The sequence below is a fragment of the Agarivorans sp. Toyoura001 genome, from assembly GCF_005405585.1.
Classification (GTDB): Bacteria; Pseudomonadota; Gammaproteobacteria; order Enterobacterales; family Celerinatantimonadaceae; genus Agarivorans.
In genome coordinates, this window is the sequence record NZ_BJEQ01000022.1 from 1 (window position 1) to 12,537 (window position 12,537).

11 protein-coding genes and 1 pseudogene are annotated in these 12,537 nt (G+C 44.1%); 2 read left to right on the forward strand and 10 right to left on the reverse strand.

Annotated features, from left to right (window positions below; all coding sequences use genetic code 11):
- The 6 genes and pseudogenes from FFR00_RS19060 to prmB all read right to left on the reverse strand — a co-directional run.
- Nucleotides 1–181: pseudogene (locus FFR00_RS19060) on the reverse strand (IS3 family transposase); the annotation flags it as partial.
- 93 nt (nucleotides 182–274) lie between these two features.
- Nucleotides 275–496 (reverse strand): hypothetical protein, encoded by a 222-nt coding sequence (locus tag FFR00_RS19065; protein ID WP_137675009.1) that lies wholly within the window; start codon nucleotides 494–496, stop codon nucleotides 275–277.
- A 22-nt stretch (nucleotides 497–518) separates the two neighbouring features.
- Complete coding sequence (locus tag FFR00_RS19070) at nucleotides 519–1,694, reverse strand: ATP-NAD kinase family protein (protein WP_137675010.1); 1,176 nt, start codon at nucleotides 1,692–1,694, stop codon at nucleotides 519–521.
- Nucleotides 1,691–2,203: an elongation factor P hydroxylase gene (locus tag FFR00_RS19075; RefSeq protein WP_137675011.1), complete on the reverse strand. Its 513-nt coding sequence runs from the start codon at nucleotides 2,201–2,203 to the stop codon at nucleotides 1,691–1,693. Before FFR00_RS19075 ends, FFR00_RS19070 begins: the two co-directional genes overlap by 4 nt.
- A 79-nt stretch (nucleotides 2,204–2,282) precedes the next feature.
- Nucleotides 2,283–3,371 (reverse strand): chorismate synthase, encoded by a 1,089-nt coding sequence (gene aroC, locus FFR00_RS19080; RefSeq protein ID WP_137675012.1) that lies wholly within the window; start codon nucleotides 3,369–3,371, stop codon nucleotides 2,283–2,285.
- An 11-nt stretch (nucleotides 3,372–3,382) separates the two neighbouring features.
- On the reverse strand, nucleotides 3,383–4,306 hold the full coding sequence (gene prmB / locus FFR00_RS19085; RefSeq protein ID WP_137675013.1) for a 50S ribosomal protein L3 N(5)-glutamine methyltransferase: 924 nt from the start codon (nucleotides 4,304–4,306) through the stop codon (nucleotides 3,383–3,385).
- A gap of 62 nt (nucleotides 4,307–4,368) precedes the next feature.
- Here prmB and smrB point away from each other — a divergent pair, with 62 nt between their 5' ends.
- Entirely contained in the window at nucleotides 4,369–4,893 is a 525-nt protein-coding gene (smrB, locus tag FFR00_RS19090) for an endonuclease SmrB (protein WP_137675014.1), read from the forward strand.
- Nucleotides 4,894–4,939: 46 nt separating this feature from the next.
- Here smrB and FFR00_RS19095 read toward each other — a convergent pair whose 3' ends face one another.
- The gene (locus FFR00_RS19095; protein ID WP_137675015.1) at nucleotides 4,940–5,149 is read right to left on the reverse strand and encodes a DUF1107 domain-containing protein; all 210 of its coding nucleotides are present in this window, start codon (nucleotides 5,147–5,149) and stop codon (nucleotides 4,940–4,942) included.
- 181 nt (nucleotides 5,150–5,330) lie between these two features.
- A complete protein-coding gene (gene sixA / locus FFR00_RS19100; RefSeq protein WP_137675016.1) occupies nucleotides 5,331–5,798 on the reverse strand; it encodes a phosphohistidine phosphatase SixA in 468 nt (155 codons plus the stop codon).
- Nucleotides 5,799–5,955: 157 nt separating this feature from the next.
- Between sixA and FFR00_RS19105 the strand changes: the two genes are divergently transcribed.
- Nucleotides 5,956–8,745: an insulinase family protein gene (locus FFR00_RS19105; RefSeq protein WP_137675017.1), complete on the forward strand. Its 2,790-nt coding sequence runs from the start codon at nucleotides 5,956–5,958 to the stop codon at nucleotides 8,743–8,745.
- 304 nt (nucleotides 8,746–9,049) lie between these two features.
- Here the strand turns inward: FFR00_RS19105 and fadJ are convergent, their stop codons facing one another.
- Nucleotides 9,050–11,173, reverse strand: coding sequence for a fatty acid oxidation complex subunit alpha FadJ (gene fadJ / locus FFR00_RS19110; RefSeq protein ID WP_137675018.1), 2,124 nt, complete (start codon nucleotides 11,171–11,173; stop codon nucleotides 9,050–9,052).
- The gene (fadI, locus tag FFR00_RS19115; protein WP_137675019.1) at nucleotides 11,173–12,483 is read right to left on the reverse strand and encodes an acetyl-CoA C-acyltransferase FadI; all 1,311 of its coding nucleotides are present in this window, start codon (nucleotides 12,481–12,483) and stop codon (nucleotides 11,173–11,175) included. Before fadI ends, fadJ begins: the two co-directional genes overlap by 1 nt.
- Between the last annotated feature and the right edge of the window lie 54 nt (nucleotides 12,484–12,537).

Sequence of the window (12,537 nt, forward strand, 5' to 3'; positions counted from 1 at the left end):
CAAGCCTACCATGTTTTCTGAGCCAAACCAGTAAGGTTGAACGCCCCTGAATGCCAAATCGGGCTTGTGCTTGTTTGTACGTCATTTCGCCTTTTTCGATGCGCGCTACGACACCTAATTTAAAGGCTAAGGTGTAATCTCGTTGTGTGCGCTTACGGCTTGAGTTAATGGGTGTTGTCATAAAGACGTCCTCTTTATGTCAACCTATTTCCGGACGGGACAGCAGGCATAAAAAAAGCAAAGCTTAAGCTTTGCTTTTTTTCGCTATGGAAACTTACGCTACAGCAGCAATTTGGCGTTGGCTATCTGCAAAAGCAATTGCATTGCGCCATAACGCTTCTACTTGAGACTGCATTGTATCGTCGGTTTCACCGTCGAAATGCGCATCTAATAAAGCAATGTGCATTTGAGATTTTAAGCAGTGCACCATTGGACGATGGCTTAACTCAGTTTGAGTTGCAACAACACCTAAATGATCATTTAAGTATTGAACCATGTTTTTCGGTGGAGCATTTAGATTAGTGTCGTGACTGTTCAGATAAGTCTGCAGCAGAGTGACATAATTTTTGAGCATCGGTAACCTCATTTTCAGGGTTCGATACTCGATACATAATATAATCGCGGTAACCAGTAATTACCTTGATGCTTCCAGATAAAATTTTATCCAGTTCTGTATCGCCAGTATCAACTATCAACGGGCGTCCATGCAAAGATTTAAGTTTAGTTTTAGTCGCTACGACTACAATGTTATCGCGACCTAGTTTGCGAATAAGCGCAGAGCTAAGTTGCTGATTACCTCGACCAAATAAATGACCTTGGCCACCAATAGGTGTAATCAATAGCTTTGTTTTTACGTGGCTTATTCTATTTATCAGCTCATCTGCGGTCAAATCCTCTTGGACGATTTGGTGATCTTTAACCAAATCTACTCCTAGAAGAGTATTAGGCAGTGATAACTCCTGCATAATAGCCGCAACAGTGGAGCCAGAACCGGCTATAAATTGTTCATCGGCCAACATTTCAATCACTTCAGCGGCAATGTCTTGCAATACCAAGTCTTCTGATTCAATTCCGCCTTGCTTAACCGCTTGTACATACCTCAGCTCATCGGGCACCATCATTTCGCCAAAACACTTCGCACGCACCCGCCCCTGGCGAAATGCTTGCTCATCAATATCCATCACATCAGCATTTTTTAAACTGAGCATTTCACCTTTAATCAGTTTCTCAATGACTAGGCCACTAGCTTTAGGTGTAACCCCATACACACCGGAATGAATCTTACAGCCCGCAGGAATGCCTAAACAGTTTACTTGCTCACCTACCGCCAACAATACGTCTCGTGCCGTACCATCGCCACCAGCAAACACCAACAAATCAACCTGTAGCTTGGCAATAGCCATAGCCGCTTGCTGGGTATCTGCGGCGCTGGTAGGCTCTGCTGCGTTATAAACCACTTGATAGGCGAAACCCAGCTGCTCACAGAGATGCTGGCCCATTTCTCCCGAAGCGGTATACACTTCAAAAGGTTCAGTTAAACGAGTAAGTTGTTGTAATGCTTGCTCTGCACGAAGATTTGCTTTTTTCTCAGCCCCTCTCGCGAGGGCTTGCTCAACCACACCATCTGAGCCTTTTAAAGCAACACTGCCGCCTACCCCAGCAATCGGATTTATAATTAAACCAAGCTTAATCACAGCACTTCCTCATAATCATGAACCAAGGTATGTTGACTTAAAGCGGTAATGAACTGCTCTGCTCTAGGAGGGAAACCTATTTTAAGATAGTGCTGATATTGCAACTCAACGGCTTGGGCAAAGCTATGTCTGTCACTTTGAAAGCCTGACAAATTATCCACACTCACTTGAAATAGCCTGTTTGCTGCCAGCGCAAAAGCATACTCAATAGCCTGTGGTTTAACTTCAACTTTCTCAAACTCTAATTGCTGACTCTGGTCTCTCCCGTCACCATTATACCAATAACCATAATCTTCAAGCTGTCTACGACCTTCACCAGCGATACACCAATGAGCAATTTCGTGTAATGCACTAGCGAAAAAGCCATGGGCAAATATTACTTGGTGCTGCACTAAATGCTGGCTTGCAGGCAAATAAATAGGCTCGTCCTCACCTGCTACCAACACCGTATTAAAATCAGTGAAAGTGCGATTAAACAAGAGTATTAGTTGCTCTACATCATCAAACATAAACAGTATATTCCATTAAAAAAGCTAAAAAAAAGCCCCTAAACACAAACATTTAAGGGCTTTAATCTAGCATGGTGTTTTAACGTAGAACTGGCGTTTCAGTACTAACAGCGCCATTTTGACCGCGCTGACGCAAGCAATGGTCCATCAACACTATCGCTAACATTGCTTCTGCGATAGGCACTGCACGAATTCCAACACAAGGATCGTGACGCCCTTTGGTCACCACCTCAACAGGTTTTCCATATTTATCAATGGTTTGCCCTGGCACTGTAATACTAGACGTTGGCTTTAATGCGATGTGGGCAACCACATCTTGACCAGAAGAAATACCACCAAGTACGCCGCCGGCGTGATTGGAGCTAAAGCCTTCAGGTGTCATTTCATCTCGGTGCTCACTGCCACGTTGATTAACCACCGCAAAACCATCACCAATCTCAACCGCTTTCACCGCATTAATGCCCATTAAAGCATGGGCGATATCGGCGTCTAAACGGTCAAATACCGGTTCACCTAAACCCACTGGCACTTGCTTAGCCACAATGCTTAAACGCGCACCAATTGAATCACCTTCTTTCTTAAGCGCTCGCATAAACTCATCAAGCTCTTCTAACTTACCTGCATCAGGGAAGAAGAAAGGGTTTTGCTCTATCTGGTCAAAATCGACAGTTTCAGCTTTAACCGGACCTAATTCACTAAGGTATCCGTGGATTTCTACACCGTGATGCTGCTTTAAGTACTCTTTAGCAATAACACCAGCCGCTACCCGCATGGCGGTTTCACGCGCCGAAGAACGGCCGCCGCCACGATAATCACGCGTGCCATACTTTTGATGATAGGTATAATCAGCATGACCAGGGCGGAACATGTCTTTAATGTTAGAGTAGTCTTTAGAGCGCTGGTCGGTGTTCTCAATCATTAAACCAATTGAAGTACCGGTAGTTCTACCCTCGAATACACCCGCTAAAATTTTCACTTGGTCTGGTTCACGACGCTGAGTGGTATAACGCGAGGTACCCGGTCTACGGCGATCCAAATCTTTTTGAATCATCTCTTCGGTGATTTCTAATCCCGGAGGACAACCATCAATGATACAACCCAGTGCCACACCATGGCTTTCACCAAAGGTGGTCACTCGAAAAAGTTGGCCTATGCTGTTTCCTGCCATCAACTCTATCCTTACTGTTTAAATAGCGAGCCACAAGCTAATAACTGCTCACGGCTAATAATAAATACCCCATGTCCACCGTTAGTAAACTCTATCCATGTAAATGGCACATCAGGGAACTGCTGTTGCATATGCACTTGGCTATTACCAATTTCTACTATTAATAAGCCTTGCGGATTTAAGTGCTCGGCTGCATCAGCCAAAATCTTTTTAGTTAACTCTAAACCGTCAGAGCCTGAGGCCAAACCTAACTCGGGTTCGTGCATAAACTCATCGGGTAAATTGCCCATATCTTCGGCATCAACATAGGGCGGATTACTTACAATTAAATCATAAGTTTGGCCTTTAAGTGCTGTTAAACCATCAGACAATATAGGTGTAACCTGCTGCTCTAAACCGTGCCCTTGAATGTTAATTTCGGCAACGGCTAGTGCATCTTCTGAAATATCTACCGCGTCAACTTCTGCATCCGGGAAAGCATAAGCACAACCAATAGCTATACAGCCACTGCCAGTGCATAAATCCAAAATTCGCGTAGGTTCTTGAGTTAACCACGGTGAAAACTGCGTTTCGATAAGCTCGGCAAAAGGAGAACGCGGCACTAACACGCGCTCGTCTACATAAAACTCTAAGCCAGCAAACCATGCTTTATTGGTTAAGTAGGCAACCGGTAAACGTTCTTGCACGCGTTTAACCACTAGCTCAACCAACAAACTACGCTCTTGACGAGTTAAACGTGCGTGCCTAACTTCTGGATCAACATCTAAGGGCAAATGTAAGCTGGGTAAAACAAGCTGTACAGCCTCATCCCACGCATTGTCTGTTCCATGACCATAGAAAACGCCTGAAGCATTAAATCGACTCACCGCCCAGCGGATCATATCTTGTATCGTATGTAACTCATCGATTGCTTCTTCGATAAATATCTTTTCCAATTTGGCCTCCAGATTAAGTACAATCACCCAATAAATGGCTTCAGGCACAACTGATAATAAAGATGAAAAAACCAACTGACGAAGATTTCGCTGCTTTCAAAGAAGCACTCAAAGGCGTTCGCCAGATAAAACAAGATAAAATAAGTCTTGAGCCCCCTCGAATCAAGCAAAAAAGCCAACAAAGGGAAAAACAACAACAAGCGGCGCTAAATAATAGTCAATTCTTCTTTTCAGATGAGTATCACCCCTTATTACCCAGCGAAGGGCCAATGCGTTGGCAAAGTGATAGCTGCGATCCCTACGAGCTAAAAAAGCTTCGCCGCGGTGATTACGATCCAGAGATTTTACTCGATTTGCATGGACTCACTCAAAAACAAGCTAAGCAAGAAATAGCAGCTTTAATTATAGAGTGTAAACAACAGCACTATCATGTTGCGTCTGTTATGCACGGTCATGGCCAACAAATACTAAAAACCAAAGTGCCACAATGGTTAGCTCAGCATCCGCAGGTTCTTGCTTTTCACCAAGCTCCCAAAGGGCATGGAGGATCAAGTGCCTTGCTGGTTTTAATAAACTCTCCAAACTAAAAAACCACTCCTGAGAGTGGTTTTTATTGCTTAAAAGCCGTTTTAGCTACGCTGCTTTATTCTTGAACTGATCAATTTGTTGATTCACTTCAGCCACTGTTTGCCGGTGTTTAGTGGTCTTGTATTTTGGTAGGGTTTCGAGTTTACCATTTTTGAATTCGTATGCTCCACGTCCTTCGATGTACAAACGTCCTTTAAAGAACGCCTTAACGTAACGAGCAATTTTTACCGGAGAATAGCGCGAAAATATTTTCATTCGATGTGTCCACTACAGTAATGACACAGCGATACTACAAGGACAGTTGCGCCATTTCTAAGAAAATCGGCGTAAATTAATGGAACCGCGAAGGAGATCTCAAAAGAACAAAAAACTGGGAACCTATGCAACAAAGCGCAATACACCAGTTTATACTAAATATTTAGTACAACTCACCAATTTAAGCTAAGGTTACTGGATGTTGCAAAGAGATAAAACTGTTTTCTTCGGCCACATTTACTTCGGCTACTGCTGCGGTGCTAAATAGCGGAGCACCAGCGTCAGCAACTAAACCTTCAACAATAAACCCAACCAAGGGTAAATGAGAGACCACCAGCAAGCTCCCGTTGGGAGACTCAAGCGCGAGCTCATTAATTAGAGCCACAACAGCCATTTCATCACCGGAAGGAGTAAGCTCTTTCAACTCGATAACTTGTGCGGCTTCGGGCAAGCTTTTCGCTAACCGCTGCCAGGTTTGCTGAGCGCGTAAGTAAGGGCTCACCAGTACATAATTCAATTGCTTTAGTTTGCTGGCTAAGTATCCGCCCATTTTGCCTACTTCGTTTAAGCCAGACTGATTTAATGCTCGCTCACTATCGCTGGCGGCAAACATTTCGGCTTCACCATGGCGCATGATAAATACTTGCATAAGGGGGCTCTTTTAATAATTAAGGTGTACAAAGCACTTAAGCTTACTAATTTTGGCAGCTAATTTAATTGATATGCCACAAAACATCCATCAGAGTTTGCAAGACCATCGCAAGCGACTGATAATCATAGTATCGCCCTAATCAAGGATATTTGCCTTGCATACCAGCCCCAATGATCCAAAACATTACCGAAACATTACATTAGACAATGGTCTCAAAGTATTGTTAGTCCAAGATGATACCGCACAAAAGTCAGCGGCATCGTTGGCGGTAAATATTGGACATTTTCATGACCCAGAAGGCCGTGAAGGGCTGGCTCACTTTTTAGAGCACATGTTGTTTTTAGGTACTGATTCTTACCCTTCTGCCGGCGAATACCAAAGTTTTATTACGCGTCATGGTGGCAGCAATAACGCGTGGACAGGCACTGAACATACTAATTACTATTTTGATATCGAAAACGATTGGTTTGATGAAGCCCTAGATCGCTTTAGTCAGTTTTTTATCTGCCCTTGCTTTAACCCCGAGCTAGTAGAAAGAGAACGCCAAGCGGTTGATTCCGAATATAAGCTAAAACTTAAAGACGACGTGCGTCGAATTTATCAGGTACATAAAGAAACCGTTAACCCTGCCCACCCTTTTAGCCAGTTTTCGGTGGGTAGTTTAGATACGCTAAGTGACAACAAAGACCAAACCATTCGTGACGATTTAATTGCCTTTTACCAACAGCACTATTCTGCTGATTTAATGACGCTAGCCGTATTAAGCCCTCAATCGCTAGATGACATAGAGAGCCATGTTATTGCGCTGTTTAAAGCGGTACCCAAAGTGGCAGTGTCTCGCCCCCCATTAGCACCTTTATATTTGCCAGAACATTTAGCCATAGAAACCCATATTCAACCGGTTAAAGAACTCAAAAAACTCACCTTATCTTTCGGCTTTGGTGACATGGATGCTCTGTATAAACAAAAACCCTTAACCTATATCGCCCACATTCTTGGCTATGAAGGTCCCGGTAGTTTAGTGGCTTTATTACGGCATGCGGGCTTGGTTAATTCAATGGCTGCTGGCGGAGGGGTAAACGGCAGTAACTTTAAAGATTTTTGCATCAGCTATTCATTAACCGATGAAGGTTTACACTGTATAGATCCGATAATTGACGCCACTTTTAGCTATATAAAGCTAATCCGCGAACAAGGGCTACAAGCTTGGCGCTATAGTGAAAAGCAGCAAGTATTTGAACGGGCTTTTTTGTATCAAGAAAAGTCTCGCGCCATTGACCTAGTCTCGCACTTGTCCATAAACCTACAGCACTATCCTGCAGAAGATGTTATCTATGGCGATTACGCCATGGAGCAATATGACCAAGTACTTATCGCCCAGTGTTTAAAGCAACTATTACCTGAAAAAATGCGGATTAATTTAGTCTCCCCGCAGGTAAAAGGTGACAAAATTGCGAAGTGGTACCACACCCCATACTCGGTCAAACCCATCGAAGCAGAGCGCCTAGCCCGTTGGCAACAACCAGCAGAAATAGAAAGCCTACACCTGCCTGCTAGCAACCCTTTTTTATCGTTTAATGCTTCTCCTTTGGTAGATACAGTAGACCAGGAAGTTGTGCCTAAAATGTTGTTTGATAAGCCCGGTTTTCGATTATGGTTTACCAACGAGCCCGAGTTTAAAGTGCCAAAAGGCCATTTATATGTATCGGTTGATTCCGCCTATGCGGTTGCCTCGGTGCGCAATATTGTCTGCACTCGCCTAATGGTAGAGCTGATGTTAGACCATTTAAGTGAGATGACTTACCAAGCAGAAATTGCTGGAATGTCTTATCAACTTTACGCTCACCAAGGCGGCTATACCCTGCATTTATCAGGCTTTAGTGATAAACAAATTTTGCTGCTCAAAATGATAATGAATAACCGCTTGTTTGGCCATTTTGAGCGGAAACGCTTTGGCATCATCAAGCAGCAACTGGCTAAACATTGGCAAAACCAGATGCAGGTTAAACCCATTTCACAACTGTTCAGCGAGTTAACGTCTTTGCTGCAACCTAATAATCCTCCACCATCAGAATTGTTAGACGCTTTAGACGATGTGCAATTGGAAGATCTGCCCGACTTTGTGAGCAAACTTTATCAGAATATCCATGTTGAGATGCTGGCCTATGGCAACTGGCCTGAACAAAAAATAGTAGAATTAGGCGAGTTTATTCAACAAGAAATATCGCCTAATACCAGTCCATCGAAAGAAACCCCGCGCAAGCTTATTAGTATTCGAGAACAAGGCACTCTGCTTTATGAAGTGGAATGCCAGCAAAGTGACTCAGCGTTAATGATTTATTATCAAAGCAGGGATTTAAGCCCCGAGAGCATTGCCTTGTTTACGCTTACTAATCACATTATGACCTCTAATTTTTTCAATGAGTTACGTACCAAGCAACAGCTGGGCTACATTGTGGGAACCGGTAACTTACCCTTGAATCGCCATCCTGGGATTATTTTTTATGTACAGTCGCCTCACGGGCAACCGCAAACCCTATTAGATGCTATTAACGACTTTTTGAATGAGTTCCCAGTACTGATGTTTGAGTTAAGTGATGCGCAATGGCAACAGAGCAAACAAGGTTTAATTGCCCAAATACTAGAGCGCGAGAGTAATATGCGCACCCGAGCTCAGCGCTTTTGGGTCAGTATTGGCAATAAAGATGCCGACTTTAATCAACGCCAACGCGCTGCCGAGTGCATAGATAAACTAGAACGTCATGACTTAGTGCGATTTATGATGAGCTTGAAGAGCAAGCAGCGAGATCGTGTAGTGGTGTATAACCATGGTGGTGAAGACTTAGACCAAGCGCCGCTGAACACCCATCATTTGGAAACGGGCCGCAATGTAACAAGCAGAGCAGAGTTTCAGCAACAATCAAAGTTATACAGTTACAACTAAGCCTTAAAGCGTGACTCATTGAAACCTTGGCTTCGCTTTACGTTAAGCTTTTGGTGAGTCCAAAGAAGTGGCATACACAGCGGGCCAAACAAAAAGCCAGCGATAGTCCAACGCCATCGTGGTAACGAGAATTTAATGGCTTCGATATAGAAGAACAAGCCAAAACAAACCGACAACAATAAAACGAAAAACATACAACTCGCTCTACAACAGAAATGGCTGGTGATTTTAGCAGAACACTGCCAAAGAATCTTAACCCAAGACAAACTAAATTGTCTTGGGTTTGTCATCGAAGATTTACAAATTAGCTGTAGTAGCTTTCGCCTGTATCAACCATTGCCACTAAAGCCTCACAGGGTTTAAAACGCTCTCCATGGCTACTTTCTAAGGCTTGCAACTCTTTTACTAAATTGGCAATCCCAATACTGTCCATTGCACGGAATGGTCCACCTAAGAATGGCGGAAAACCAATACCAAAAATAGCGCCTAAATCGCCGTCACGGGCACTGCGAATAACCCCTTCATCCAAGCATCGAGCAGCTTCATTAAGCATCATATAAACACAGCGTTTTGAAATTTTAGCGCCATCAATAGCACTCTTTGGCTTAATACCGAGTACTGAGTAGACTTTTTCATCCACTTGTTTGGCTTTCGCTTTTTTACCTTTACCATAGAGGTAAAAGCCGCGACCATTTTTCTTGCCTAAACGTTTATCGGCAATTAACTTGTCAAAGGCTTCCGGTGCTTTAAAACGCTCACCTAATTCAGCTTCCAAAATAGGCGCAATTTTAGACCCAACATCAATCCCCACTTCATCAAGTAAGGTCATTGGCCCAACAGGGAAACCATAATCAAGTAAGGTTTTATCCAAGTGTTCTATGCTCTGTCCTTCTAACAACAACATAGCCGCTTCATTCATGTATGGCGCCAAAATACGGTTCACATAAAAACCCGCCCCGTCTTTAACCACAATCGCCGTTTTACCCTGTTTGCGGGCAAACTGCACAGTATCAGCAATGGTTTGTTCATTAGTGCCAGCGTGCGGAATAATCTCAGCCAAAGGCATTTTTTCTACCGGACTAAAGTAATGTAAACCAATCACCTGCTCAGGGCGCTCTGCCTTCGCGGCAATTTGCGCAATAGGTAACGAGGAAGTATTACTAGCGAAAATAGTCTGCGGATTACAATTGCTTTCAATATCAGAAACCATTTGCTGCTTCAGCGATAGATCTTCAAACACCGCTTCTATAGCAATTTGAGTATTCTGCATACCCACAAAGTCAGTACCACCAGTAATATTGTTGATTTGCTGTTGCAGTTGAGCGTTGCTAATAAAACGGCGCTTACGCTTTTTATCTAACAACTTATAAGCATAATTAAGCCCACCTAGCACACCCTTTTCACTAATGTCTTTAATACGCACTTGCGCTTTGGCTTTAGTGGCAGATACAAAGGCTATGCCCGCCCCCATCAAGCCACCACCTAATACTGCAACCTGGCTAATTTTTTGTGGCTTAACGCCTTCAAACAAGCTTTCTTTTTTAAGCTCATTTGAAGCAAAAAACAAACCGCGTAAAGCTGCTGACTCTGAGCTTTTAACTAAGCCAGCAAAGCGCTTGGCTTCCTCTTCATAAGCTGCTGCCGAGCTCTTCTCAATACCCGCTTTAACACAAGCAATAATTTCTATGGGCGCAGGATAGTTACCACGCGTTTTGCCCAAGGTTTGTTTGGTCACCTGCGAAAACAGCACATTTCTTCCAACAGGGTTTCCCTCAAGTAGTTTAGAAACAATGCTTAAGTTCGGTTTTGGTTTACGTTTGGCTTTTCCTGCGTATTTTTTAGCGACGTCTAATAGCACACTGCTTGGCACCATTTCATCAACTAAGCCGCTTTTAAGCGCTTGTTTAGGGCGAAGCTGCTTGCCAGTGAGCATCATTTCTAAGGCTTTTTGCACACCAACTAGTTTAGGTAAACGCTGCGTACCGCCACCACCAGGTAACAAACCAAGTTGCACCTCTGGTAAACCTAGGCTGGTTTTATCATCAATACTACATACGCGGTAATCACAGGCTAACGCCACTTCTAGCCCACCACCTAAACAGGGACCATGAATAGCGGCAATCACCGGAAAAGGCAGTTTACTTAAGCGAGCAAACACTTTGTGACCATCTTGCGACAGTTTTTGTGCATCGGCGGCTGTTTCACAGCTGTCTAACATAGCTATATCGGCACCAGCGATAAATGAATCGGCTTTGCCGCTATAAACCACTAAACCGCTAAGTTGGGTTTGTTGCTCCAAGTCCGCCAAAATAGTGTCGAGCTCTGGGCCAAATTCTGCTTTTAAGGTGTTCATGGTTTCGCCATGCACATCAATTTTTAGCAAGGCAATATTATCTTCAGTGGTTAAGGTAAAAGTTTGCTGTTCCATTATTCAACCTCCAAAACCATTGCCGCACCTAACCCACCGGCCGCACAGGCAGTGGTTAAACCTAGTCCACCACCACGACGGCGTAATTCATTTAGCATTTGAGTAATCATTCGTGCTCCGGTTGCGGCAAAGGGGTGGCCGTAGGCAATAGAGCTGCCCATTACGTTAAATTTTTCCATATCAATCTCGCCCAAAGCTTTATCGCGACCGATTGATTTAGCAAACTCGTCACTGGCAAACATTTTTACATTAGCTAAGGTTTGCGCAGCAAAGGCTTCATGCATTTCAATGAGGTCTAAGTCTTGAAGGGTTATGCCCGCTCGGTCTAAAGCAATTGGCGTGGCGTGAGAAGGGCCCATTAACATGTCTTCCCATACATCGATTCCCGCAAAGGCATAGCTTTTTATGTAGCCTAAAATAGGTAAGCCTTGTTCTTTGGCTTTGTCTTCGCGCATCAGTAATACCGCTGCGGCGCCGTCAGTAAGTGGGGTGGCATTTGCCGCGGTTACCGAGCCATGTTTACGATCAAACACCGGTCTTAACTTGGCTAATTTCTCTTCGCTTGAATCACCACGCACATTGTTATCGCGGCTAATAGATGCTTTATAAGGTTCTGGGTAAGCGGTCATTACTTCATCATCTAACTTGCCTTCTTCCCATGCCTGATGAGCCAAGCGGTGAGAGCGGGCGGCTAGCTTATCTTGGTCTGCGCGTTTAATGCCATGGGTTTTCGCCATTTGCTCGGCGGTTTGGCCCATAGAGATGCCAGTAGAATATTCGGCGACCGCTGGCGGTACTGGGGCTAAATCTTTAATCCGCAGTTTCTTTATCACGTTCCAACGCTGCCCTGCTGTGCGTGCTTTTGATAACTCAAGTAGGCTGCGAGCAAGCTTTTTGCTTACCCCAATAGGCAGTACCGAGGAAGAATCTGCACCACCAGCAATACCACAATCAATGGTTCCCGCCATAATAGACTCGGCCACGTTTACGGCAGCTTGAAAGCTCGTTGCACAGGCCCGAGACACACTGTATGCATCGGTTGATGGATCCATAGGCGTGCCCAATACAATTTCACGGGCAATATTTGGCGCGGCCGGCATTTGCACCACTTGGCCAAACACTAACTGTTGAATCTCTTTAACGTCTAAGTCGACACGCTTAATCAACTCATTCACTACCATTTTGCCTAAATCTACAGCAGGCACATCTTGGTAGGCGGTTGACTGTCGAGCAAATGGAGTACGCAGGCCAGCAACCACTGCTATTCGTGAGCCATTGGCGGTTTGTAAAGATTGTTGTTGGTGGTGCATTCAAATTATCCTTAACCAGTTAAGAGGTCTGACCTCATGATTTATATATTAACC

Bases quoted from the DNA above. Each gene is read 5' to 3' on its own strand.
- FFR00_RS19065 (WP_137675009.1), bottom strand. From the start codon at position 496: ATGGTTCAATACTTAAATGATCATTTAGGTGTTGTTGCAACTCAAACT.
- FFR00_RS19075 (WP_137675011.1), bottom strand. From the start codon at position 2,203: ATGTTTGATGATGTAGAGCAACTAATACTCTTGTTTAATCGCACTTTC.
- aroC (WP_137675012.1), bottom strand. From the start codon at position 3,371: ATGGCAGGAAACAGCATAGGCCAACTTTTTCGAGTGACCACCTTTGGT.
- smrB (WP_137675014.1), top strand. From the start codon at position 4,369: ATGAAAAAACCAACTGACGAAGATTTCGCTGCTTTCAAAGAAGCACTC.
- FFR00_RS19095 (WP_137675015.1), bottom strand. From the start codon at position 5,149: ATGAAAATATTTTCGCGCTATTCTCCGGTAAAAATTGCTCGTTACGTT.
- sixA (WP_137675016.1), bottom strand. From the start codon at position 5,798: ATGCAAGTATTTATCATGCGCCATGGTGAAGCCGAAATGTTTGCCGCC.
- fadJ (WP_137675018.1), bottom strand. From the start codon at position 11,173: ATGGAACAGCAAACTTTTACCTTAACCACTGAAGATAATATTGCCTTG.
- fadI (WP_137675019.1), bottom strand. From the start codon at position 12,483: ATGCACCACCAACAACAATCTTTACAAACCGCCAATGGCTCACGAATA.